The sequence below is a fragment of the Halopseudomonas maritima genome (assembly GCF_021545785.1).
GTDB classification, from domain to species: domain Bacteria; phylum Pseudomonadota; class Gammaproteobacteria; order Pseudomonadales; family Pseudomonadaceae; genus Halopseudomonas; species Halopseudomonas maritima.
On record NZ_CP079801.1, the window covers coordinates 1,224,788 to 1,248,291 of the forward strand.

The window sequence follows — 23,504 nt, forward strand, 5'->3', positions numbered from 1 at the left end:
TCTCTCCCTTTACTCAGATCGCACTCGGCACCACTCAGCCGTTGAGTTCCCGCCAGCCGTTGAGTCTGCGCACCCGCACACCCTGCTTGCGCAACGCATCAAGCAACAGCTCTCGCTGCTCTTCAGCCACCTGCGGGTACTGCTCCAGCAGCGCCTGCAGCTTGTTCAACTCGCCAAACAGGCGATCAGGCTCGGGTACCTGCAAAAAGGCCCGAAAATGCCCCAGCAGCAGTTGCAGGCGCCCCAGGCGCGGCAACTGATCCAGCCATTCGCTGACCAGGTGCGCCGCATCGTTGTTGTGTGGCACCCTCAGCTCCTGAATTTCCTTGCCGCAGGCGGCCAGTAGCCAGCGCTCCAGCGGCAGGGCGGCAATCTTGCCGCCGCGCGGCGGACGGTTCTGCGTCCAGCGCTGCTCCAGCAACCACTGCGCCAGCTCAACAAAGAGCGTACCCCAGGCCGTATCCTCCAGCCGGGCATCAAACACCGCTTCGGCCTCACGGCGAGCGGCTTCGCCGTCGGCGTCGTCCGCCCAACCAGCCAACACCAACGGCTGAAACGCCGCCAGCAGCGCATCCAGCGGCGCAACAAAAGGGCTCGCCGCCGAGCGCGGCAGGGCCAGGTCAAACACGCCGAAACAGGCGCGCAACTGGGCCAGCGCAGCGGTCAGCTCACGAAACAGCTTCCACTGGCGGGTATGCCGGTACTGCTCGGCCAGACGCTGCACGCGCCCCAGCAGTTGACCGACCAGCTCGCCGATCACCTCATCGACCGGTGTGTCGGCCTGCCAGCGAGCCTGCTCCAGCCGCAGACTGAAACTGCCAGCATCAAACAGGCGGTAACCACGCTCGGCCTTGGAGATGTCACAGGGCATCAACGGCAAGTCGCGAGTCAGCTCCAGCGCCAGCTCCAGCAATGCCACCGCCGGCCCCTGGCGAATCTCCAGCTCCAGCTCGCTGATCGGCTCCGCCGCGCTGTCCGTGCGAACCTCACCGCTATCAAGCGCCGCTTCCACTTCGACCAGTTCGCCTTCACGCTCCCAGCGCAACAGCGCGCGGGTGCGCTCAAAGTCAGTGGTAAACAGCGGTTGCAGCTGCTGCTTGTCCAGCTCGGCCAGACTGGCCGGCCAGCAGCTGTCGTCCAGCAGCGACGGGTCCAGCTGGTCGCTCTTGAGGTACCAGTCCCACTCGTTGCGCTCGGACAACCCGGCCACGCTCTGGCCACGGCTTTTCAGCGTCTGAATGAAAGTGTCGCCGTCACGACGCAGGCGCAACGCTACCCGCGCGGCGCTCAGGTCACGCGCGGCGGTGTCGAAATACTGGTTAAACAGGGTGCTACGTTGCCACTCTCCCTGCCGGCGGGCATTCAGCAGCGGGTGCTGTTGCAGGGCGGCGAGCTTCTCGGCGCTGGCGCGCAACTTGATTTCGGTTTCCTTGACCATGTGCGATTCTCTAACGGCACGGTGGCAGTCAACGCCAGCGCGCAAAAATGTTCATTTCTTTTCAATCTGATGACGGCTGCAAACTCAGCACCTATACTTTGCGACCTCAATTCCAGCGGGAGGCGTCATGCCCAACAATCCGTTCCTCACCCTGTTCGGTCGTTCACCGATTGGCCCCATGCAGCAACATATCGCCAAGGCCCACGAGTGTGCGGCGCAGCTGCTGCCCTTTATTGAAGCACTGCAGGCCGAGGACTGGGCCGAAGCAGCGCGCTTGCAGCAGCACATCGCCCAGCTTGAACGCGATGCTGACAAGCTCAAGAAGGACGTGCGCGTGCACCTGCCCAAGAGCCTGTTTCTACCAGTGCCGCGCTCGGACCTGCTGGAGCTGCTCAGTGTACAGGACAAAGTGGCCAACCGCGCCAAGGATATCGCGGGCCTGATGCTGGGCCGCCGCATGGTCATTCCGGCGCCGCTGTTCCCCGCATTCAGAGCCTTTGTCTCACGCTCGATCGACGCCGCAGCCCAGGCGTTGACTGCCATGAACGAGCTGGACGAGCTGCTGGAAACCGGCTTTGCCGGTCGTGAAGTTACCCTGGTCGAGCGCCTGATCGAGGAGCTCGACCGCATTGAACACGATACCGACAACATGCAGATCAGCCTGCGCCAGGAGCTGTATCAACTGGAGAAAGGCCTGCCAGCGGTAGACGTCATGTTCATGTACCAGATCATCGAATGGATTGGCGACGTTGCCGACCGCGCCCAGCGCGTGGGTAACCGCCTGGAACTACTGATGGCCCGCTAGGAAAGCGACCGACTGGCCACCAGCAAGCCCGCCGACGCTTGATTTCAGGTGTCGGCAGCCCATGCACCCGTTTAGAGAATGTGACATATGACCCTGATTGCGGAATACGGCACCATACTGCTGATTCTTGCCTGCCTGTTCGGTTTTTTCATGGCTTGGGGCGTCGGCGCAAATGACGTCGCCAACGCCATGGGCACCTCGGTAGGCTCCCGCGCACTGACCATCAAGCAGGCGATCATCGTCGCCATGGTGTTCGAGTTTCTCGGCGCCTACCTTGCTGGCGGCTCGGTCACCCAGACCATCCGCAGCGGTATTGTCGACGCCGAAGCCATCAGCCCGGATCAGATGGTATTCGGCATGATGGCCGCGCTCCTGGCGGCCGGCACCTGGCTGCTGGTGGCCTCCATCAAGGGCTGGCCGGTGTCTACCACGCACTCGATCATTGGCGCCGTTATTGGCTTCGGCGCGGTTGGCGTGTCGATGGATGCGGTGCACTGGGACGGCGTCATTCCGATCGCCGCCAGCTGGGTGATTTCACCGCTGCTCTCCGGCATCGTCGCCTTCATGATCTTTATCAGCGTGCACAAGCTGATCCTTGATACCGACGATCCCTTCGCCAACGCCAAGCGTTACGTACCCTTCTACATGTTCCTGGTCGGGTTTGTCGTCACCATCCTGACGCTGACTAAGGGCCTCAAGCACATCGGTCTGGAACTCACCGGCCTGGAAAGCCTGGGCCTGGCCCTGCTCGCCGGGGTCGCTGTCTCCTCTCTGGGCGTGGGTCTGCTGAGCCGCATCAAGGCTGACCCCGAGGCTGACCGCACCTTCCACTTCGCCAGCGTAGAAAAGGTGTTTGCGGTACTGATGATCTTCACCGCCTGCGCCATGGCCTTCGCCCACGGCTCCAACGATGTAGCCAACGCGGTCGGGCCGCTGGCGGCAATTGTCGGCGTACTGCAAAGCGGTGGTGATATCGCCGCCAAGTCAGTCGTGCCGGGCTGGGTGCTGCTGCTGGGGGCGGTCGGTATCGTGGTTGGTCTGGCCACCTACGGTTACCGGGTTATCGCCACCATCGGCAAGCACATCACCGAGCTGACCCCGAGCCGCGGCTTTGCCGCCGAGCTGGCAACCGCCACCACCGTCGTCGGTGCCTCCAGCATCGGCCTGCCCATCTCCACCACCCACACCCTGGTGGGCGCCGTGCTAGGCGTGGGCCTGGCCCGCGGTATCGGTGCGCTGAACCTGCGCGTGGTGGGCACCATCTTTACCTCTTGGGTGGTCACCCTGCCGGCTGGCGCCTTCCTGGCCATCATTTACTTCTTTATCCTCACCAGCATTTTCGGCTGACGTCATCGCGCCCGGCGCGTAAGCTCAGAGGACATCAATCGATTGCCCGCCTGCTGGCGGGCAATCCCGGTCCACGGAGTTGTCATGGCCCTGCCACCGCTCAAGGCGCAATTCGACGCGCTGCTCAAACTGCCTTCCATCAGCTGTACCCAACCGGCGCTGGACCAGTCCAATCTGGCGGTCGTGGAGCAGCTCGCGAGCTGGTTTGAGACACTGGGATTCAGTTGCCGCATTCAGCCGATTCCCGGCCAGCCCGGCAAGGCCAATCTGATTGCCGCGCTGGGTAGCGGGCCCGGCGGCCTGGTACTGGCCGGCCACACCGATACCGTGCCCTGTAACCCGGAGCGCTGGCAGAGCGACCCGTTCGCCCTGACCGAGAAAAACAACCGCTGGTACGGTCTGGGCAGCTGCGACATGAAAGGCTTCTTCCCGCTGATCATCGAGGCGGTCAAGGCCTATGCCGATCAGCCGTTCAAACAACCGCTGATCATCCTCGCAACCGCCGACGAAGAATGCTCCATGAGCGGTGCCCGTGCGCTGGTCGAGGCGGACCTGCTGGGCGCGCGCCACGCGGTCATCGGCGAACCGACCGGCATGCGGCCGATCCGCCTGCACAAGGGCATTTTGATGGAGCGCATCGATATCCTCGGGCAGGCCGGCCACTCCTCCGATCCGAGCCTGGGCCACAGCGCCATGGAGGCCATGCACGCGGTGATCGGCAACCTGTTGCAGCTGCGCGGCGACTGGCAGAAACGCTGGAACAATCCGCTGTTCGGCGTGCCCACGCCAACGCTGAACCTGGGCTGTATCCACGGCGGCGACAACCCCAACCGCATTTGCGCCAAATGCGCCTTGGAGTTTGATATCCGCCCACTGCCCGGCATGGACAGCGATGACCTGCGCGCGGCCATTCGTGAGCGCCTGGTGCCGATTGCTGCCGAGCATCAGGTGCAAATCGACTATCAACCGCTCTTCCCGGGTGTGCCGGCCTTTGAAACAGCGGACAACGCACCTATCGTGCAGGCCTGTGAAACCCTGACCGGCTACCGAGCCGAGGCCGTCGCCTTTGCCACCGAAGGCCCATACCTGAATCAGCTCGGCGCGCAGACCCTGATTCTTGGCCCTGGCGACATCGCCCAGGCGCATCAGCCGGACGAGTTTCTCGCCATGGACCGCCTGCAGCCTACGATAGACGTGCTGCAAGGGCTGATCCGCCGATTCTGCCTGCAACATAGCAGCACTGATTGATTCCACCACACGGCGGCTTGCCGCCGGCGCCGCAAACACCGTTAAATAGCTCTTTTGCCTGGAACACCGCGCATGCTCGACTACGTCAACTGGTTCCGCCACTCCACGCCCTACATCAACCAGCATCGTGACTGCACTTTCGTGCTGATGCTGCCGGGCGAAGCCATGGTGCATGCCAACTTCAACAACATCATCCACGACATCATGCTGCTCAGCAGCCTGGGCGTGCGCTTGGTGCTGGTGCACGGTTCGCGCCCACAGATTGAAGACCGACTGGCCGCGCGCGGCGTGCAGTCGCGCTATCACAACGATCTGCGCGTGACCGACCTGGATACGCTCGGCTGCGTGATCGACGCTGTCGGCAGTCTGCGCATCGCCATTGAGGCCCAGCTGTGCACCCAGCAATCGGGTAGCCGGCTGCGCGTGGTTGGCGGCAACCTGGTCACCGCCAAACCGATTGGCGTGGTTGATGGTGTGGACTTTCACCACACCGGCGAGGTGCGGCGCATCGACCGCAAGGCGATCACACGTCACCTGGACGAGCAAGACATTGTGCTGCTGTCCAGTGTCGGCTACTCCCCCACTGGCGAGGTGTTCAATCTGGCCTGTGAAGACGTTGCCACCAGCGTGGCCGTTGCCCTGAGTGCCGACAAGCTGGTCCTGTTTGGCGAAGATGCCGGCATTCGCAACGAGCAAGGTGAGCTGCTGCGCGAACTCAAACCCACTCGCGCCGCACCGCTGTTGCAGCAACTGGGCAACAGTCTGCCGGGCAACCTGCTGCAGGCCGCCTGCAAGGCCAGCAACGCGGGCGTGCGGCGCAGCCACATTGTCAGCTTTGCCGAGGACGGCGCCCTGCTGACCGAGCTGTTCACCCGCGACGGCGGCGGTACTCTGGTCAGCCAGGAAGCCTTTGAACAGGTGCGCGGCGCCACCATTGATGACGTCAGCGGCCTGCTCGAATTACTGCGCCCGCTGGAAGAAGCCGGCATTCTAGTGCGCCGCTCGCGGGAGGTACTGGAGACCGAGATCAGTCAGTTCACCCTGATCGAGCGCGACGGTCGCATCATCGGCTGCGCCGCGCTCTACCCGCTCGAAGGCTCCAGCGCCGCCGAGCTGGCCTGTGTCGCCATCGACCCGACCTACCGCCAGGGCGGACGCGGCGACCAACTGCTGCAGCACATAGAAAGCCAGGCGCGCAGCCTGAAGATCGACACTCTGTTTGTGCTCACCACCCGCACCGCGCACTGGTTCCGCGAACGGGGCTTTGTGCCCAGCAGCGTCGAGCGCCTGCCGGCCAAGCGCGCCGAACTGTATAACTTCCAGCGCAACTCCAAGGTGTTCGAAAAAAGCCTGTAAGCGCCCCCGCAAGAAGGAATAAATAAATAACCTTTTATTCCTTCTTGAAGCCAAACATTTCATTTATGTTACAAGCCGACATCCCCCGGGTGGCTTGACCCATTGCGCCAGCCCCAGGCGGCGATGCTGTCATGCCTGTCGTCTTGTTTACGGAGCCTCCCCATGCGTTACACCCCTCTTGCCGGCGCTGTTGCTGTCGCCCTGCTCGGCCTGTCCCAAACTACTCAGGCCAGCGGTTTCGTAGCTGACAGTAAAGCAACCCTGGATACCCGCAACTTCTATATCAACCAGGACAACCGCAGTGGCAACGCTGCACCGTCCTACGGCGAGGAATGGGGCCAGGGCTTCGTCCTCAACTTCCAGTCTGGCTACACCGACGGCCCCATCGGCTTTGGTCTGGATGCGCTGGCCCAGTTGGGTATTCGCCTGGACTCGGGCGGACGCACCACCAAGGCCGACCGCAGCCGCAACCCCGGCATCGTCTTCCCGCTGGACAGCGACGGCAGCGCCGTCAACGAGTTCAGCCGCATCGACTTTGCCGCCAAAGCACGCGTTTCCGAAACCGAGCTGCGCTACGGCGTACTGCAACCCAAACTGCCGGTGCTGACCTACAACGACGGTCGCCTGCTGCCACAAACCTTCCGCGGCGCGCAGGTCAGCTCCAGCGACATCGACGACCTCAAGCTGACCCTCGGTGAAATTCGCGAGGCCAGCGGCCGCATCTCCAGCAACTACGACGACCTGCGCATTGCCGGCGGCACCGCGCGCGTTGACCGCTTCCGCTACGCCGGTGGCGACTATGCCCTGACCGAGAACCTGACCACCTCTTACTACTTTGCCGAGCTGAAGGACTACTACCGCCAGCACTACCTGGGCGCAGTACACAATCTGGCCCTGGGCGGCGGCGCGCTGACCACCGACCTGCGCTACTTCGACAGCAACGCCCACGGCGCCAACGATGATCAGCGAGCCGGGTATGGCGCCAGCGGCTTCAACAACAACGGTGAGGTCGACAACCGCGCCGCCAGCGCCCTGTTCACCTTCAGCCAAAGCGGCCACAGCCTTGGCCTGGGTTATCAGCACCTCAGCGGCAAGAGCAACTTCCCGTTCATCAACAACGGTGACGGTGCTACCGCGTACCTGATCACCGACTCGCAGATCGGCAAGTTCCAGCGTGCCGGTGAGCGTACCTGGCTGGCCCGTTACGGCTACGATTTTGCCGCAGCCGGCCTACCGGGCCTGAAGGCGACCGCCAGCTACCTGCGCGGCACCGACGTGGACAGCGCCGTCGCCGGCGCCGACAGCGAGTGGGAGCGCGACCTGCGCGTGGACTACAAGGTGCAAAGCGGCTACCTGAAGGATCTGGGCATCTCCCTGCGTCACGCCAGCCTGCGCAGCGAGGTTGCCGGCCAGCGCGATATCGACGAAGTACGCGCCATCCTCAGTTACAGCTTCGCACTGCGCTAAGGCGCCAGCCAGGCCGGCCACCCCCTCTTCAGCAGGTGGGGCAGATTTCCTCAGCGTGCGGACGCGGCTTGACCGTCAACCCGCAGGCTGAGGGTATTCTGAGCGCTCATGGTAGACACTCCGGGACTCCATTCGAGGACACAGCCGTGTCCGACGGAGTGATACTAGGCCAGGCCAAATATAACCAAAAATACTATTTTTTGATTTTTTGTATTCCATAAACACCTATACAGCCTACCCAGGCGCCGCCGCCTACTGCATGGCTTGCAGTGAATTGGTATGCTTGCCTGTCTGCACTACACAATGAGAAGTCCGTCATGCCTGATTACCGCTCGAAAACCTCCACCTTCGGCCGCAACATGGCCGGCGCACGCGCCCTGTGGCGCGCCACCGGCATGAAGGACGAAGACTTCAAGAAGCCGATCATCGCCATCGCCAACTCCTTCACCCAGTTCGTGCCCGGCCACGTACACCTGAAGGATCTGGGTCAGCTGGTCGCACGGGAAATCGAAAAGGCCGGCGGTGTCGCCAAGGAATTCAACACCATCGCGGTCGACGACGGCATCGCCATGGGCCACGACGGCATGCTGTACTCGCTGCCCAGCCGCGAAATCATCGCCGACTCGGTCGAGTACATGGTCAACGCCCACTGCGCTGACGCCATTGTCTGCATCTCCAACTGCGACAAGATCACCCCCGGCATGCTGATGGCAGCCCTGCGCCTGAACATCCCGGTGGTCTTCGTTTCCGGCGGCCCGATGGAAGCCGGCAAGACCAAGCTGGCCAACCACGGCCTGGACCTGGTTGATGCCATGGTGGTTGCCGCTGACGACAGTTGCTCAGACGAGAAAGTAGAAGAATACGAACGCAGCGCCTGCCCCACCTGCGGCAGCTGCTCCGGCATGTTCACCGCCAACTCGATGAACTGCCTGACCGAAGCCCTCGGCCTGTCGCTGCCCGGCAACGGCTCGACCCTGGCCACCCACAGCGACCGGGAACAGCTCTTCCTGCGCGCCGGCCGCACCGTTGTCGAGCTGTGCAAGCGCTACTACGCCGAAGGCGACGACAGCGTGCTGCCGCGCAACATCGCCAACTTCAAGGCGTTTGAAAATGCCATGACGCTGGATATCGCCATGGGTGGCTCCACCAACACCATCCTGCACCTGCTGGCCGCCGCCCAGGAAGCCGAGGTCGACTTTGACCTGCGCGACATCGACCGACTGTCGCGCAAGGTGCCGCAGCTGTGCAAGGTTGCGCCGAACATCCAGAAGTACCACATGGAAGACGTGCACCGTGCCGGCGGCATTTTCAGCATCCTCGGCTCGCTGGCGCGTGGCGGTCTGCTGCATACCGACGTCAGCACCGTCCACAGTCGCAGCATGGCCGATGCCATCGCCCAGTGGGACATCACCCAGACCAGCGACGAAGCCGTCCATACCTTCTTCCGCGCAGGTCCGGCCGGCATCCCGACCCAGACCGCATTCAGCCAGAGCACCCGTTGGGACACCCTGGATGACGACCGCGCCGAAGGCTGTATCCGCAGCGTCGAGCACGCCTACTCGAAGGAAGGCGGTCTGGCGGTACTGTACGGCAACATTGCGCTGGACGGCTGCGTGGTGAAAACCGCCGGTGTCGACGAGTCCATCCATGTGTTCGAGGGCAACGCCAAGATCTTCGAAAGCCAGGACACCGCCGTCAAAGGCATCCTTAACGATGAGGTCAAGGCTGGCGACATCGTGATCATCCGCTATGAAGGCCCGAAAGGCGGTCCGGGCATGCAGGAAATGCTCTACCCCACCAGCTACCTGAAATCCAAGGGCCTGGGCAAGGAGTGCGCCCTGCTGACCGACGGCCGCTTCTCCGGCGGCACCTCAGGCCTGTCCATCGGCCACGCCTCGCCGGAAGCGGCCGCAGGCGGCGCCATCGGTCTGGTGCAGGACGGTGACAAGGTGCTGATCGACATCCCCAACCGCAGCATCAACCTGCTGGTCTCTGACGAGGAGCTGGCTGCCCGCCGCGCGGCACAAGACGCCAAGGGCTGGAAGCCGGCCCTGTCGCGCCCGCGCAAGGTCAGCACCGCACTCAAGGCCTACGCCCTGCTGGCCACCAGCGCCGACAAAGGCGGCGTACGTGACAAGGCGATGCTCGACGGATAAGTTCTGCCGCGCAGGGGCGCCCGCCCCTGCGCCAACTTTCCGGCATACACCCACGCCCCGCACAATTCAAGCCATTACCTTGACACTAAAGGCAAATCGCCATACCGCTGGTCGGAGATTTGTGCCTTTGAACCATCCATAGAGGTGCCGCAAAAGCGTGACGGCGTTAACATACAGCCGTCAACAATTTGTGCATGGACGGCAATAAGCTCCAACAACTGAGCACGCTTCATGGATCCCGCACGCACGATACTGCTGGTTGAAAGCAATCCCGCCAAGCGCGAGCAACTGCTCGGGCTTTGTCGCGACTCTTCGCCACACGCTCAGGTGGAAATTTGCACCAGCCCGCGTGAGGCAGTCTCACGCCTGGGCCGACAGCCCTACAGCGCCTGCCTGCTGCCCAACGATCTCAACCTGCTCAATGAAGCCAAACGCGCAGCAGAGAACACCCTGTTTCTGCTGATCAGTGATGACGCCAACGCCGAACGCGACAGTGGCGCCATCGCCGAAGGCGCCGACGACGTGTTGCCGCGCGACAGCCTCAGCAGCGACGCGCTGCAGCGTGCCCTGATCAACGCCGAACGGCGCCGCAGCAGCGGGCGCAAGCTCATGGAGATGGCCCGCCAGGACCCGCTGACCGGACTTGGCAACCGCGCCTTGCTTGAAGCCGAGCTGGATCGCATGATCCTGCGCGGCCAGCGCAGCCCGACCGGCTTTGCGCTGCTGTATATCGATCTGGACTATTTCAAGCAGATCAACGACAGCTTTGGTCATGGCCTGGGCGATCTCCTACTGGCGGTGATTGCCAACCGGCTGCGCCGCACCATGCGCCAGGATGACCTGATTGCACGGATCGGCGGCGACGAGTTTGTCGCCCTGCTCAACGACCTGCACGACCCCAACGACGCCGCCCTGATTGCCAGTAAGATCATTCACGCTCTGAGCGAGCCGGTCACGCTCAGCGGCCACCACCTGCTGGTTTCGGCCAGCGTGGGTATTGCCACCTACCCCAGCCACGGCGCCACCGCCGCCGAGTTGCTGCAGCATGCCGATCAGGCGCTGTACCGCGCCAAGGCCAACGGCCGCAACGGCTACGCGTTCTTCAACCCGCAAAAAGACGCCGCCACCCGGCACAATCTGGATATTGAGCAGGGCCTGCGCCACGGCCTGCTGGAAGGCCAGTTCCGCCTGCACTATCAACCGATTGTCGACACCCGCAACGGCGACACCGTGTCCTGGGAAGCCTTGCTGCGCTGGCAGCACCCGCAGCTCGGCCTGCTGACGCCCGACGCTTTTCTCAAGCTGGCCGAGCACAGCGGCCTGATCCTGCCGATGGGCCATTGGGTGATCGGGCAGGCGCTGGAGGCCGTCAGGCAATGGCTGGACGTCGGCATCCAGTGCCGGCTATCGATCAACCTCAGCGACCGCGAACTCAAGCAGCCACGCTTTGCCGAGCAACTAAAGCAACTGCTTGAGCGCAGCCGGGTACCACCGCAGATGATCCAGCTGGAACTGCGCGAAGACACCCTGCTCAAGCACGCCCACCAGGCTAGCAAGCTGTGTCAGGCACTGCGCGCCCTGGGCGTGGAAATCTGGCTGGATCACTTTGGCTCGGAATATGGCGCACTCGGTTACCTGAGCCGGCTACCGATCACCGGCGTGAAGCTCGACAGCCGCGAGCTGGTCGGCAGCAAGGGAGAGGAACACGGTGCCTACCTGCAGAGCCTGATCACACTGTCGCGCCAAATGAACAAACAGGTAGCGGCCAACTACATCGAAGATGGGCGCGTTGCCGAGCAGCTGTCACGCTGGGGCGGCACCTTGCTGCAGGGTTACTGGATTGGACATCCGCGTCCGTTCGAAGAGCTGATCAAGCAGAACGCCCTGCACTGACACCCTGTGTGGCGACGCGGTCAGCGCCGCTCGAGCACCTGATAGACATGCGCTGGATAGCCGTCTCCGGCTGCCACCGCACGCTCGCTGACCACGACCCAGGCTTGCTCGTCAAAGGTCGGAAACCAGGCATCGCCCTCAGGCTCTGATTCAATGCGGGTCAGATAGATACGCTCAGCCTGCGCCAGGGTCTGGCGATAGAGATTGTCGCCACCAATCACCATCACCTCATCGACCCCATCGGCCTGCGCCTGCTGGCGGGCAGCGTCCAGCGCGGCGTCGATCGACGCAAACACCTGCGCACCCTCAAGTCTCAGATCCGGCTGACGCGAGACCACAATATTGGTACGTCCGGGCAAGGGCCGCCCCAGCGAGTCAAAGGTCTTGCGCCCCATGACAATCGGTTTGCCCAGCGTGGTCGCCTTGAAATAACGCAGGTCCTCCGGCAGGTGCCAGGGCATGGCGTTGTCACGCCCGATCACCCGATTGCGCGCCATGGCGGCGATCAGCGCCAGCTTGATCTCGCTCATACCGCCACCGGCGCCTTGATGTGCGGATGGGCTTGATAGCCCTGCAGTTCAAAGTCTTCAAAGCGGAAGGCAAAGAGATCGCGCACCTCGGGATTGAGCTGCATGGTCGGCAGCGGCAGCGGCTCGCGCGTCAGCTGCAGATCGGTCTGCTCGATGTGGTTGGCGTACAGGTGGCAATCACCGCCGGTCCAGATAAACTCGCCCGGTTGCAGGTCGCAGACCTGCGCCACCATCAACGTCAGCAGCGCGTAGCTGGCGATATTGAAGGGCACACCGAGGAAGATGTCTGCCGAGCGCTGATACAGCTGGCAGCTTAGCTTGCCGTCGGCCACATAGAACTGGAACAGCGCATGACAGGGCGGCAGCGCCATCTGGTCGACCAGCGCCGGGTTCCAGGCCGAGACAATCAGACGGCGCGAATCCGGGTTGCTTTTGATCATGGCGATCAGCTTGCTGATCTGGTCGATAGACTCGCCATTGGGCGCCGGCCAGCTGCGCCACTGGTAGCCGTACACCGGCCCAAGGTCACCGTTCTCGTCGGCCCACTCATCCCAGATGGAAACGCCGTTTTCCTTCAGATAACGAATGTTCGTATCACCCTGCAAGAACCACAGCAGCTCATGGATGATTGACTTGAGATGGCACTTTTTGGTGGTCACCAGCGGGAAGCCTTCGGCCAAGTCAAACCGCATCTGGTGGCCGAACACACTGTAGGTGCCGGTGCCGGTGCGATCGCTCTTGAAGGTGCCGTTCTCGCGCACGTGGCGCATCAGGTCGAGGTATTGTTTCATGCGGTGCGCCCCTCACGCCGGTAGGCCAGCCCCATCAGCAGGGCGCCAAATACAATCATGGGAATACAGAGTAGCTGACCCATGGTCAGCCAATCGAAGGCCAGATAGCCAAGCTGCTCATCCGGCACGCGGACAAACTCCACGGCAAAGCGGAAACAGCCGTAGCAGATGGCAAACAGGCCGCTGACGGCCATGGTCGGCCGTGGCTTGCGCGAATAGAACCAGAGGATGGTGAACAGCGCCACCCCTTCCAGAGCAAACTGATACAGCTGCGAGGGGTGGCGTGCCAACTGCGCAGGGTCGGTCGGGAACACCATGGCCCAGGGCAGATCGGTCGCCTTGCCCCACAGCTCGGCATTGATAAAGTTGCCGATGCGCCCCGCGCCCAGACCAATCGGCACCAGCGGCGCAACAAAGTCGACCAGCTCAAAGAAGCGCTTGTTATGCCTGCGCGAAAACCACAGCAGCGCCAGCAGCACGCCCAGCAGCCCGCCATGGAAAGACATGCCGCCCTTCCAGATCTCGAGAATCAGCAACGGGTTGTCGATATAGGCGCCCAGGTCGTAGAACAGCACATAGCCCAACCGTCCGCCGGCAATTACCCCCAGCGCCACCCAGAACACCAGATCAGACAGGGTTTCCTTGCTCCAGGTCGGATCAAAGTCGGCCAGTCGGCGCTTGGCCAGCCACCAGGCGCCACCAATGCCGATCAGGTACATCAGGCCGTACCAGTGGATCTTCAGCGGGCCGATGGCCAGCGCAACCGGATCAATCTGCGGGTAGGTCAGCATGCTCTATTCCTAGACGAGAAAATTGATTCCAACACATAGCAGCAGCAACGCGAACAGCCGCTTTAGCAAATCCTGCGACAGCCGGTGTGCCAGCCGCGCACCAAAACCGGCGAACAGCATGCTGGTGGCGGCGATGCCAATCAGCGCCGGCAGATACACATAGCCCAGACTCCATGACGGCAGTGCGGTTTCATGCCAGCCGGTAACAATAAATGACAGCGCGCCAGCCACCGCAATCGGCAGACCGCAGGCCGACGAGGTGGCAACCGCCTGTTGCATGGGAACACTGCGCCAGACCAGAAAGGGTACGGTCAGGGAGCCACCACCAATGCCGAAGATGGCAGAGGCCCAGCCAATTCCAGCGCCCGCCAGGCCGAGCGTCGGTTTGCCCGGCTCCTCCAGGCTCGCTTTTGGCTGCAATTTAAAGCCCATCTGAATAGCGACACAGATGGCGAATACGCCAATGATCTTCTGCAGCAACGGACCGCTGATTTGCGCGGCTGTCAGTGCGCCCAGCACCGTGCCCAGCACAATGCCAACGGTCAGCCAGACAAACAGGTGCCAACGTACGGCACCTTTCTTGTGGTGAGCTCGGATCGCGTTGATGGAGGTAAATACGATGGTCGCCAGCGAGGTGCCGACGGCCATGTGCGTCAGCACCTCGGGATTCATACCCTGCAGCGAGAAGCTGTAGACCAGCACCGGCACGATAATCATGCCGCCGCCCACGCCGAACAGCCCCGCCAGCGTGCCGGCAAAACCGCCCAGCACCAGATAGATCAGAAACTCCACAACACCCCCAGGCTGCCCGCCGGACCTGACGCGCAAAGCGCCTAGTCTACTGAAATCACCCCGTCAGCGCACCGCCATCGTGCACTACCGCCGCCACAGCAGGTAGACTCCGGATATAACAACGAAGGAGCCTTGAGCCGCATGTGTTTGATTGCCTTTGCCTGGCAGATGTCCAAGCACCACCGTCTGACCCTGATCGGTAACCGTGACGAGTTCCACCGCCGCCCTACCCGCCCGCTGGATTGGTGGGATGACCAAGAACAACCCCAACTGCTGGCCGGTCGCGATCTGGAAGCCGGCGGCACCTGGTTAGGCGCTAGGCGCGACGGCCGCTTTGCCGCGGTCACCAATATCCGCACCCCGGGCGCAGCCAAGGCGCCCCGCTCGCGTGGCCAGTTGCCCTTGGATTTCTTGCAGGGCAGTCAAACGCCCGCCGCTTTTATGCAGCACCTGGCCGAGCAACGACACGAGTACACCGGCTTCAACCTGATCGTCGGCGACGCCAGCGAGCTGTGGTTTCTCAACAGCGAACACGGTCAGCCCAAAGCACTGGAGCCCGGCGTCTACGGCCTGTCGAACGCCGATCTGGATAGCCCCTGGCCGAAAACCCGCACCCTGCGCGAGGCCCTTGCGGCGGCGCCGGATGCCGACAGCGAGCAGTTGCTGTCGCTGCTGGCCGATAGCCGCAGCTACGCGGATGATCAGTTGCCCGCCACCGGCATCAGTCTCGAGTGGGAACGGATGCTGGCTCCTGCCTTTATCACCGGCAACCGAGAGTACGGCACTCGCGCCAGCAGCCTGCTGCGCATCGGCCAGGACGGCAGCATCAGCATGATTGAAAAGCGCTTTGCCCCCTTCGGCCAGCCCGAAGGAGAACGCCTCTGCGAGTGGGCGTGAAGGGCTCGGCCAGTCGTGCTAACGCGGCTGGCTGAGTACCTTGCCCAGCCCCATACGGCGCAGGGCAAGGTGCAGGGTGCTGAGCACCAAATGCGGGTTATCCAGCTCGATCACCTCATCGAGCAGCGCCTTGGCATCGGTCAGCTTGATCTGGCGCAGCAGCCACTTGACCTTGGGCAGGTTGGTGGCATTCATCGACAGCGCGTCGCAGCCCATCGCCATCAGCAGTACGGCGGCGGCCGGGTCACCGGCCATTTCGCCGCACACGCTCATCGGCTTGCCAGCCTCGCGGCAAGCCGTTGACACCTTGATCAGGGCTTGCAGCACCGCCGGGTGCAGCGAGTGATACAGGTCCGCCACCCGCGGGTTATTGCGATCGACGGCAAGCAGATACTGGGTCAGGTCGTTGGTGCCAATCGACAGAAAATCCACCATCTGGATCAGCTCGCGAGCCTGGTACACCGCCGCCGGCACTTCGATCATGACGCCAACCGGCGGCATGGGCACATCCACCCCTTCATCCAGCACTTCGCTGTAGGCACGATGAATCAGGTGCAGCGCCTCTTCCACCTCGAACAGGCTGCTGACCATAGGCAACATGATGCGCAGGTTATTCAGCCCCTGGCTGGCCTTGAGCATGGCCCGCGTCTGCACCAGAAAGATTTCCGGATGATCCAGCGTCACGCGAATGCCGCGCCAGCCGAGGAACGGGTTTTCTTCGTCGATGGGGAAATAGGTCAGCGCCTTATCACCGCCGATATCCAGCGAGCGCATGGTGACCGGCAGCGGATGGAAGGCTTCGAGCTGCTCGCGGTAGGTCGCCTGCTGCTCCTTCTCGCTCGGGAAGCGATCCTGAATCATGAAGGGTACTTCGGTTCGGTACAGCCCAACACCCTCGGCACCACGGTCAAGCGAGCGCGCCACGTCGGCCTGCAGACCGGTGTTGACCATCAACGGCATGCGGTGGCCATCCAGGGTGACACAGGGCACATCGCGCAGCTTCTCCAGCCCCTGCACCAGCTCGCGCTCTTCGCGCACCAGCTCAAGGTAATGGCGCCGCAGTTCCGGTGACGGGTTGGAATAACCCTCTCCCCGGTTACCGTCGACAATCAGCTCCATGCCATCGAGCCGGGTGTAGGGCAGGTCTAACGCACCCATCACCGTCGGAATGCCCATGGCGCGCGCCAGAATCGCCACGTGCGAACTGCCGGAGCCGAGCACCGACACCAGGCCGACCAGCTTTTCCTTGGGCACTTGGCCAAGCATCACCGGCGACAGCTCTTCACTCACCAAAATGGTGTGCTCCGGGAACACCAGTTCCTGACGGCCAACCTCCTGCAGGTAGGCCAGGATACGACGCCCCAGGTCCTTAACGTCAGCTGCTCGCTCACGCAGATAAGGGTCATCCATCAGCTCAAAGCGGGCGACATGCGCCAACACCACCTCACGCAGCGCGCCCTGGGCCCACTGGCCGCCGCGAATCACCTTGATAACCTCGTTACCCAGGGCCGCGTCATCCAGCATCATCAGGTAGACGTCAAACAGCGCCAGCTCTTCCGGCCTGAGCTGCGAAGACAGCTTGCTCGACAGCTGCTGCATATCTGCCCGCACGGCGTCCAGCGCCCGGCGGAACAGCGCGACCTCCGCGTCGATATCCTGTATCGGCTTGTCAGGCACGGACTTCAGATCCGCCGGCGGCAGAATCACCACCGCATGCCCGATCGCCACGCCGGGCGCGCCAGCCACGCCATCAAAGCGGGTATCCTGCACCACCTCACCGCCCCAACCCAGGCCACCAATGGCACCGGTCGCCTCGGCATGGGCAATCACCCCGGCCAGCTGAGCGCTCATGGTCACCAGAAAGGCTTCTTCACCTTCGTCAAACTGGCGGCGCTCTTTCTGCTGCACCACCAGCACACCCATTACCCGGCGGTGGTGGATGATGGGGACGCCCAGAAAGGACGCAAAGCGCTCTTCGCCGGTCTCGGCAAAATAACGGAAACGGGGGTGGGAGGCGGCGTCTTCAAGGTTGACCGGCTCCTCGCGGGTGCCGACATAGCCAATCAAGCCTTCGCTGGTGCCCAGGGTCACGGCACGTACCGCGTCCTTGTTCAGACCTTCAGTGGCCATCAGCACATAGCGGCTGATCTCCGGATTGAACAGGTAGACCGAGCACACCTCGGTGCCCATGGCCTCGCGCACACGCTGCACGATAATGTCCAGAGCCGCTGCCAGATCTCTGGCAGAATTGACCTCCTGAACAATACGGCGCAGCGTGTTGAGCATCATCAACTACCCGGTAGACTGGAAAGCAGGCGCGGCGCCAGTTCTTTCATGGCGCGGCGATAGACATCACGTTTGAAAGGGACAACCTGCCCCAGAGGATACCAGTAGCTGACCCAACGCCAACCGTCGAATTCGGGTTTTGCGCTACGCGTCATACACACGCGCTCATCCTCGCTTTTCAGCCGCAACAGAAACCACTTCTGTTTCTGCCCGACGCAGACCGGCTGCGAGTGGCTGCGAATCAGCCGCTGCGGCAAACGGTAGCGTAGCCAGCCACGGGTGCAGGCCAAAATTTCGACATCTTCGGGAAACAAGCCGACTTCTTCGTGCAACTCGCGGTACAGCGCCTGCTCGGGGCTTTCATTACGCTGAATACCACCCTGCGGGAACTGCCAGGAGTCCTGACCGATGCGTCTGGCCCAGAGCACCTGCCCCAACTCATTGGTCAGGATGATGCCTACATTGGGTCTGAAACCATCGGGGTCAATCACAGCTACTATCCTTCTACAGTATGCTCCGCATTGTTCCACAAAGGACGCCGGGGCGGCAATTCCGTCAGCGCCGCAGGTGAGCGGGCAAATGCACGCAGACTGCTTTATCCTATGCAGCCTGTTACACAGCCCGGGAGAGCTGCCTTGCCACTTGCCATCTTTGACCTCGACAACACCCTGCTTGGCGGGGATAGCGACCACGCCTGGGGCGAATTTATCGTTGCCCACCGGATTGTCGACCCCGAGCAATATCAGGCACGCAATGACCAGTTTTTCAATGACTACCTGGCCGGCAAGCTGGATATTCAGGTCTACCTGAACTTCTGTCTGGCATTGCTGGGCGAGCACCCGCAAAGCCAGCTGGACACCTGGCATGAGCAATTCATGCAGGAGAAAATCCTGCCGATTGTGCTGCCCAAGGCCCAGGCGCTGATCGAGCGCCACCGCCAAGCCGGTGACACCCTGATGATCATCACCGCCACCAACCGCTTTATCACCGGCCCGATTGCCCGCCACCTGGGCATCGACCTGCTGCTGGCCACCGAATGCGAGCGCACCAACGGTCAGTACACCGGTCGCACCACCGACATCCCCTGCTTCCGCGACGGCAAGGTCACCCGGCTGGAGCGCTGGCTACTGGAAAACAACCGCACGCTGGAAGGCAGTTATTTCTACAGCGACTCGCACAACGACCTGCCACTACTGAGCATGGTCGACCACCCGGTCGCCGTCGACCCCGACGACACCCTCCGCGCCCACGCACAGGCGCAGGGGTGGCAGATCCTCAGCTTGCGCTGATGTGCAGCCGCCGCAAGCAGCTTGCTCAGCTGAAGGCTGAAGGCTGAAGGCTGAAGGCTGAAGGCTGAAGGCTGAAGGCCAGAGTTTAGCGTGAGGCGGCTGCCCGTCTTTGCGAATACACTCGCGAATTAGCCAGTCACCGCGATAAAACAACCTACCCCGAGTTAAGGCTTCCAGCCTTCAGCCTCAAGCTTCCAGCCGCCGGCGCCTTACGCCGGCGTAACCCTACAAAACAGCGCCTTGATATACCCGGTTTCCGGAATCGCCGGGTGCAGCGGGTGGTCGGCGCCCTGGAAGCCGCGTTCGGTGATGATCAGGTTGCGATCCAGGTGGCGGCTGGCGCCGAGCAGGGCGTCGCGCAGGCGATCTTCCTCCAGGTGCATCGAGCAGGAAGCCGAGACCAGAATGCCGTCCTTGTTGAGCAGGCGCATGGCCTGCTCATTGAGTCGGCGGTAGGCGGCCTCGCCGTTGCGGATGTCCTTGCGCTTTTTGATGAACGCCGGCGGGTCGGCAATCACCACATCAAAGCGCTCGTTGGCGCCCTTGAGTTCGCGCAGGGCTGCCATCACATCCCCCTCGACCACGGCCATTTTCTCGGCCACACCGTTGAGCGCGGCATTGGCCTCCACGCAATCCAGCGCCGGTGCCGAGCTGTCGACACACATCACCTCGCTGGCACCAAACACCGCCGCCTGCACGCCCCAGCCACCGATGTAGCTATAGAGGTCGAGCACCCGCTTGCCGGCAACATAGGGCGCCAGACGGGCGCGGTTAGCGCGGTGATCGTAGAACCAGCCGGTCTTCTGCCCGTCGCGCACCGGCGCCTCAAAACGCACGCCGTTTTCCTCCAGCGCCACCCGCTCTGGCATCACGCCGTAGGCATCTTCGACGTAGGACTCCAGCCCTTCGAGCTTGCGCGCGCCGCTGTCGTTCTTGAACAGCACCGCTTGCGGCTTGAACACCTGCACCAGCGCCTCGACGATAGCGTCACGTACCCGCTCCATACCGGGATTGGCAATCTGCACCACGAAGTAGTCACCAAAACGGTCCACCACCAGCCCCGGCAACAGGTCGGATTCACCGTACACCAGACGATAGAAGGGCTTGTCGAACAGCCGCTCGCGCAGGCTCAGCGCCACCTTGAAGCGGTGCACCAGCAAAGACTTGTCGAGCAGGTGGCCAGTATCGCGACCAAACAGGCGCGCACAGATCAGGTTGTTGGGGCTGATGCACACCAGCCCGAGGGGCTTGCCGCTGCTGGTTTCGAGCTGCGCCTGTTGGCCGGCCTCAAAGGCGGTCAGCGGCGTCTGCGCGGTATCCACTTCATTACTGAAGACCCACAGGTGCCCCGCGCGGATGCGCCGTTCGGCATTGGCTTTGAGACGCAGACTGGGCAGTGACATGAGAAACTCCTGGGGAACAAGCGGGAAGTAGAAACACAGGGGCCGATTATACAGACTGCCGGCCCTTCGCGCCGCGCCCGCGCCAGACCTTTGCGCCAGAGCCTCGCCGGGGTTTCCCAAGCGCCCCCCAGTGGCGCTAAACTCAGTGGTTCAGCCACCAGCGGACCGTCTCCATGAATGCCGAGCTTACCGACCAGCAGATCAGCAGCGCACTGCAGGGCATCAGCGTGCCACCGCAGCCGCAGATCATGGTCGACCTGCAGATGGAGCAACTGATGCCGGACCCGGACCTGAAGGTCATCGCCCGGCTGATCAGCCAGGACCCAGGCCTCTCCGGCAGCCTGCTCAAGGTAGTCAACTCCGCGTTCTTCGGGCTGACCAACCGCATCAGTTCGATTCAGCAGGCAGTGAACCTGCTGGGCGTCTCGCGGGTGGTCAATATCGTCAACGCCCAGTCCATTCGCGGCGAGCTGACCGACGAGAATATCGTCAACCTCAACCGCTTCTGGGACAGCGCCCAGGACGTTGCCATGACCTGCATGACGCTGGCCAAGCGCATCGGCTGCGTAGAACCTGATGAGGCCTATGCCCTTGGGCTGTTCCACAACTGTGGCATTCCGCTGATGCTCAGCCGTTTCCCCTACTACATTGAGGTGATGGAAGAGTCCTACGCACAGAACACGGTTCGTATCGTCGATGTCGAGAATCAGCGCATGAACACCAACCACGCAGTGATCGGCTACTACACCGCCAAATCCTGGCGCCTGCCAGCACACCTGTGCGAGGCCATTGCCAGTCACCACAATGCCGCGCAGACCTTTCTCTCGCCACTGGGTACCGATGCGGAACAAAAGAACCTGCTGGCGATTCTGAAGATGGCAGAACACATCTGTCAGGCCTACCGGGTGCTCGGCAACCACAGTGTCGACCATGAGTGGAACGCCGTGGGTGCGGCGATTCTGGAGTACGTTGGCCTGTCCGAATACGACTTTGAAAACCTGGAAGCCACTTGCCAGGAAATGACCGCGACCGGCGAAGGCCGCTACTATCAGAACTGATTTGCGCGCCCCGCCCAAAGGAGACAGAGCATGACCACCCCGCTCGTGATTACCGTTATTTCTGCCGACAAACCCGGCCTGGTCGAGAGCCTGGCCCAGACCATCAACCGCCACGGCGGCAACTGGCTGGAGAGCCGCATGGCACGCATGGCGGGCCAGTTTGCCGGCATTCTGCGGGTTGACGTAGGCAACGAACAGCTGGACGCACTGCGTGTTGATCTGGAAGAGCTGACCCACCTGGGCATCAACGTTCAGGTGGCCATCAGTGGTCAGGCCGATGAGCCTGTGCAGAGCACACTGATCCTCAACCTCGTCGGCAACGATCGGGCTGGCATCGTGCACGAGGTCTCGCGCGTCCTGGCCAGCCACGGCGTCAACGTCGAATCGCTGGAAACCGAGTGCGTGCCCGCGCCCATGAGTGCCGACATGCTGTTCAAGGCCGAGGCCCGCCTGGGCGTCTACCCGCAGACCGACCTGGACGCCCTGCGCGATGCCCTCGAGAATCTGACTGACGACCTGATGGTCGAGCTTCGCGACGCGGACTAGGGACAGCGGCTGACTTACAACAAAAAAGTCAGCCCCACCTGGAACAGGCGTTCCACCGCCTGCATGTCCCGCTTGTCGGGCACTAGCACAATAACGTGATCACCCTCTTCAATCTGTGTGCTGTCGTGGGCAATGATCACGTCTTCACCCCGTACCACCGCGCCCACCATGGCGCCCGGCGGTAACGGCAGCTCGTCGATACGCTTGCCAACCACCTGCGAGCTTTGCGGATCGCCGTGCGCCACCGCCTCCATGGCCTCGGCCGTGCCGCGTCGCAGCGAATGCACCGCCACCACATCACCGCGCCGCACATGCGTCAGCAGCGCGCCAATGGTCGCCTGCTGCGGCGAAATAGCAATATCGATACTGCCACCCTGCACCAGCTCGGCATACGACGGGTTGCTGATCAGGGTAATCACGGTACGTGCGCCCATGCGCTTGGCCAGCATGGAGGACATGATGTTGGCTTCGTCGTCGTTGGTCAGGGCCAGAAAGACGTCCGCCGACTCAATGCTCTCCTCCAGCAGCAGCTCACGATCCGAGGCACTGCCGTACAACACCGTGGTCTTGCGTAAGCGCTCGGACAGCAGCTGACAGCGCGCCATATCCTGCTCGATCACCTTGACCCGGTAATCCTCTTCCAGCACACGGGCCAGGCGCGCGCCAATATTGCCGCCGCCGGCAATCACAATACGCTTGTAGGGCTTTTCCCGGCGCCGCAACTCGTTCAACACCAGGCGAATGTCGGGGCGGGCTGCGACAAAGAACACCTCATCGCCGTCCTGAATCACGGTGTCGCCGTCCGGCACCACCGAGTGATTCTGCCGAAAGATGGCTGCCACGCGAATTTCCACCGCCGGCAAGCGCTCGCGCAGGGCCGAGATGCGTTGACCGACCAGCGCGCCGCCAGTAGTGGCGCGCACCGCCACCAGCTGCGCGAGGCCATCGGCAAAGTTAATCACCTGCAGCGCGCCGGGATAGCGGATCAGTTTTTTCAGGTGCTGAGTCACCAGCGCCTCAGGGTTGATCAGCACATCCACCGGCACCGCCGCCTTGGCAAACAGCGCCTGGTTTTGCTCCATGTAGCCCGGCTCACGCACCCGCGCGACCTTGTTGGGCACGTGGAACAGCGACTGGGCCACCTGGCAGGCGATCATGTTGACTTCGTCGCTGTTGGTCACCGCCACCAGCATGTCAGCATCATCGGCGCCAGCCTTGGACAAGGTGACCGGATGGGCGCCGTGGGCACACAGAATATTGACGTCGTGCAGCTCGTGCACCATCTGCAGCCGCGCCGGATTGGTATCCACCACGGTGATGTGGTTCTTCTCGCTGACCAGATTCTCAACCAGACTGCGGCCTACCTGGCCTGCGCCAAGAATGATGATGCGCATCAGACTGTCTCTCCCGA

20 protein-coding genes are annotated in these 23,504 nt (G+C 62.5%); 11 read left to right on the forward strand and 9 right to left on the reverse strand.

Going from position 1 to position 23,504, the window contains the following annotated elements; all coding sequences use genetic code 11:
- Positions 1–34: 34 nt before the first annotated feature.
- Positions 35–1,438, reverse strand: coding sequence for a CYTH domain-containing protein (locus HV822_RS05635; protein WP_238872773.1), 1,404 nt, complete (start codon positions 1,436–1,438; stop codon positions 35–37).
- A 127-nt stretch (positions 1,439–1,565) separates the two neighbouring features.
- Between HV822_RS05635 and HV822_RS05640 the strand changes: the two genes are divergently transcribed.
- The 7 genes from HV822_RS05640 to HV822_RS05670 all read left to right on the forward strand — a co-directional run bounded on the left by HV822_RS05640 (position 1,566) and on the right by HV822_RS05670 (position 11,710).
- On the forward strand, positions 1,566–2,243 hold the full coding sequence (locus HV822_RS05640) for a TIGR00153 family protein (protein ID WP_238872774.1): 678 nt from the start codon (positions 1,566–1,568) through the stop codon (positions 2,241–2,243).
- Positions 2,244–2,330: 87 nt separating this feature from the next.
- The gene (locus tag HV822_RS05645) at positions 2,331–3,590 is read left to right on the forward strand and encodes an inorganic phosphate transporter (protein ID WP_238872775.1); all 1,260 of its coding nucleotides are present in this window, start codon (positions 2,331–2,333) and stop codon (positions 3,588–3,590) included.
- Between the two features lie 84 nt (positions 3,591–3,674).
- Positions 3,675–4,838, forward strand: a complete 1,164-nt coding sequence (gene argE, locus HV822_RS05650) for an acetylornithine deacetylase (RefSeq protein WP_238872776.1) — start codon at positions 3,675–3,677, stop codon at positions 4,836–4,838.
- Between the two features lie 72 nt (positions 4,839–4,910).
- A complete protein-coding gene (argA, locus tag HV822_RS05655) occupies positions 4,911–6,194 on the forward strand; it encodes an amino-acid N-acetyltransferase (protein WP_238872777.1) in 1,284 nt (427 codons plus the stop codon).
- A 162-nt stretch (positions 6,195–6,356) separates the two neighbouring features.
- The gene (locus HV822_RS05660) at positions 6,357–7,661 is read left to right on the forward strand and encodes an OprD family porin (protein ID WP_238872778.1); all 1,305 of its coding nucleotides are present in this window, start codon (positions 6,357–6,359) and stop codon (positions 7,659–7,661) included.
- Positions 7,662–7,978: 317 nt separating this feature from the next.
- Positions 7,979–9,817: a dihydroxy-acid dehydratase gene (ilvD, locus tag HV822_RS05665; protein WP_238872779.1), complete on the forward strand. Its 1,839-nt coding sequence runs from the start codon at positions 7,979–7,981 to the stop codon at positions 9,815–9,817.
- Between the two features lie 231 nt (positions 9,818–10,048).
- A complete protein-coding gene (locus tag HV822_RS05670; protein WP_238872780.1) occupies positions 10,049–11,710 on the forward strand; it encodes an EAL domain-containing protein in 1,662 nt (553 codons plus the stop codon).
- A gap of 20 nt (positions 11,711–11,730) precedes the next feature.
- Here the strand turns inward: HV822_RS05670 and HV822_RS05675 are convergent, their stop codons facing one another.
- The 4 genes from HV822_RS05675 to HV822_RS05690 are packed head-to-tail and all read right to left on the reverse strand — an operon-like array spanning position 11,731 to position 14,614.
- Positions 11,731–12,240, reverse strand: a complete 510-nt coding sequence (locus tag HV822_RS05675) for a dihydrofolate reductase (protein WP_238872781.1) — start codon at positions 12,238–12,240, stop codon at positions 11,731–11,733.
- Positions 12,237–13,031, reverse strand: a complete 795-nt coding sequence (locus tag HV822_RS05680; protein ID WP_096003845.1) for a thymidylate synthase — start codon at positions 13,029–13,031, stop codon at positions 12,237–12,239. The genes HV822_RS05675 and HV822_RS05680 overlap by 4 nt, the downstream gene beginning before the upstream one ends.
- Positions 13,028–13,822, reverse strand: a complete 795-nt coding sequence (gene lgt / locus HV822_RS05685; RefSeq protein ID WP_238872782.1) for a prolipoprotein diacylglyceryl transferase — start codon at positions 13,820–13,822, stop codon at positions 13,028–13,030. Before lgt ends, HV822_RS05680 begins: the two co-directional genes overlap by 4 nt.
- Before the next feature lie 9 nt (positions 13,823–13,831).
- Positions 13,832–14,614, reverse strand: coding sequence for a sulfite exporter TauE/SafE family protein (locus HV822_RS05690; RefSeq protein WP_238872783.1), 783 nt, complete (start codon positions 14,612–14,614; stop codon positions 13,832–13,834).
- Between the two features lie 141 nt (positions 14,615–14,755).
- On the opposite strand from HV822_RS05690, the gene HV822_RS05695 reads away from it, so the two are divergent.
- Positions 14,756–15,511 carry an NRDE family protein gene (locus HV822_RS05695; protein WP_238872784.1) on the forward strand — a complete coding sequence of 252 codons (756 nt, stop codon included), beginning with the start codon at positions 14,756–14,758 and terminating at the stop codon, positions 15,509–15,511.
- 18 nt (positions 15,512–15,529) lie between these two features.
- Here the strand turns inward: HV822_RS05695 and ptsP are convergent, their stop codons facing one another.
- Together ptsP and rppH are read right to left on the reverse strand one after the other, a co-directional pair.
- On the reverse strand, positions 15,530–17,797 hold the full coding sequence (ptsP, locus tag HV822_RS05700) for a phosphoenolpyruvate--protein phosphotransferase (protein ID WP_238872785.1): 2,268 nt from the start codon (positions 17,795–17,797) through the stop codon (positions 15,530–15,532).
- 2 nt (positions 17,798–17,799) lie between these two features.
- The gene (gene rppH, locus HV822_RS05705) at positions 17,800–18,288 is read right to left on the reverse strand and encodes an RNA pyrophosphohydrolase (RefSeq protein ID WP_238872786.1); all 489 of its coding nucleotides are present in this window, start codon (positions 18,286–18,288) and stop codon (positions 17,800–17,802) included.
- 144 nt (positions 18,289–18,432) lie between these two features.
- On the opposite strand from rppH, the gene HV822_RS05710 reads away from it, so the two are divergent.
- Positions 18,433–19,086, forward strand: coding sequence for a histidinol-phosphatase (locus tag HV822_RS05710; protein WP_238872787.1), 654 nt, complete (start codon positions 18,433–18,435; stop codon positions 19,084–19,086).
- Between the two features lie 209 nt (positions 19,087–19,295).
- Here HV822_RS05710 and HV822_RS05715 read toward each other — a convergent pair whose 3' ends face one another.
- Positions 19,296–20,489 carry a class I SAM-dependent rRNA methyltransferase gene (locus tag HV822_RS05715; RefSeq protein ID WP_238872788.1) on the reverse strand — a complete coding sequence of 398 codons (1,194 nt, stop codon included), beginning with the start codon at positions 20,487–20,489 and terminating at the stop codon, positions 19,296–19,298.
- A gap of 173 nt (positions 20,490–20,662) precedes the next feature.
- Between HV822_RS05715 and HV822_RS05720 the strand changes: the two genes are divergently transcribed.
- Positions 20,663–21,547, forward strand: coding sequence for an HDOD domain-containing protein (locus HV822_RS05720; protein WP_238872789.1), 885 nt, complete (start codon positions 20,663–20,665; stop codon positions 21,545–21,547).
- Positions 21,548–21,577: 30 nt separating this feature from the next.
- On the forward strand, positions 21,578–22,093 hold the full coding sequence (locus HV822_RS05725; RefSeq protein WP_238872790.1) for a glycine cleavage system protein R: 516 nt from the start codon (positions 21,578–21,580) through the stop codon (positions 22,091–22,093).
- 14 nt (positions 22,094–22,107) lie between these two features.
- On the opposite strand, the gene trkA is transcribed toward HV822_RS05725, so the two are convergent.
- Positions 22,108–23,487 (reverse strand): Trk system potassium transporter TrkA, encoded by a 1,380-nt coding sequence (trkA, locus tag HV822_RS05730; protein ID WP_238872791.1) that lies wholly within the window; start codon positions 23,485–23,487, stop codon positions 22,108–22,110.
- Between the last annotated feature and the right edge of the window lie 17 nt (positions 23,488–23,504).

Bases quoted from the DNA above. Each gene is read 5' to 3' on its own strand.
- HV822_RS05715 (WP_238872788.1), bottom strand. From the start codon at position 20,489: ATGTCACTGCCCAGTCTGCGTCTCAAAGCCAATGCCGAACGGCGCATC.
- argE (WP_238872776.1), top strand. From the start codon at position 3,675: ATGGCCCTGCCACCGCTCAAGGCGCAATTCGACGCGCTGCTCAAACTG.
- HV822_RS05680 (WP_096003845.1), bottom strand. From the start codon at position 13,031: ATGAAACAATACCTCGACCTGATGCGCCACGTGCGCGAGAACGGCACC.
- HV822_RS05660 (WP_238872778.1), top strand. From the start codon at position 6,357: ATGCGTTACACCCCTCTTGCCGGCGCTGTTGCTGTCGCCCTGCTCGGC.
- HV822_RS05675 (WP_238872781.1), bottom strand. From the start codon at position 12,240: ATGAGCGAGATCAAGCTGGCGCTGATCGCCGCCATGGCGCGCAATCGG.
- ilvD (WP_238872779.1), top strand. From the start codon at position 7,979: ATGCCTGATTACCGCTCGAAAACCTCCACCTTCGGCCGCAACATGGCC.
- lgt (WP_238872782.1), bottom strand. From the start codon at position 13,822: ATGCTGACCTACCCGCAGATTGATCCGGTTGCGCTGGCCATCGGCCCG.
- argA (WP_238872777.1), top strand. From the start codon at position 4,911: ATGCTCGACTACGTCAACTGGTTCCGCCACTCCACGCCCTACATCAAC.
- HV822_RS05725 (WP_238872790.1), top strand. From the start codon at position 21,578: ATGACCACCCCGCTCGTGATTACCGTTATTTCTGCCGACAAACCCGGC.
- HV822_RS05720 (WP_238872789.1), top strand. From the start codon at position 20,663: ATGAATGCCGAGCTTACCGACCAGCAGATCAGCAGCGCACTGCAGGGC.
- HV822_RS05695 (WP_238872784.1), top strand. From the start codon at position 14,756: ATGTGTTTGATTGCCTTTGCCTGGCAGATGTCCAAGCACCACCGTCTG.
- HV822_RS05635 (WP_238872773.1), bottom strand. From the start codon at position 1,438: ATGGTCAAGGAAACCGAAATCAAGTTGCGCGCCAGCGCCGAGAAGCTC.
- HV822_RS05640 (WP_238872774.1), top strand. From the start codon at position 1,566: ATGCCCAACAATCCGTTCCTCACCCTGTTCGGTCGTTCACCGATTGGC.
- ptsP (WP_238872785.1), bottom strand. From the start codon at position 17,797: ATGCTCAACACGCTGCGCCGTATTGTTCAGGAGGTCAATTCTGCCAGA.
- trkA (WP_238872791.1), bottom strand. From the start codon at position 23,487: ATGCGCATCATCATTCTTGGCGCAGGCCAGGTAGGCCGCAGTCTGGTT.
- HV822_RS05670 (WP_238872780.1), top strand. From the start codon at position 10,049: ATGGATCCCGCACGCACGATACTGCTGGTTGAAAGCAATCCCGCCAAG.
- HV822_RS05645 (WP_238872775.1), top strand. From the start codon at position 2,331: ATGACCCTGATTGCGGAATACGGCACCATACTGCTGATTCTTGCCTGC.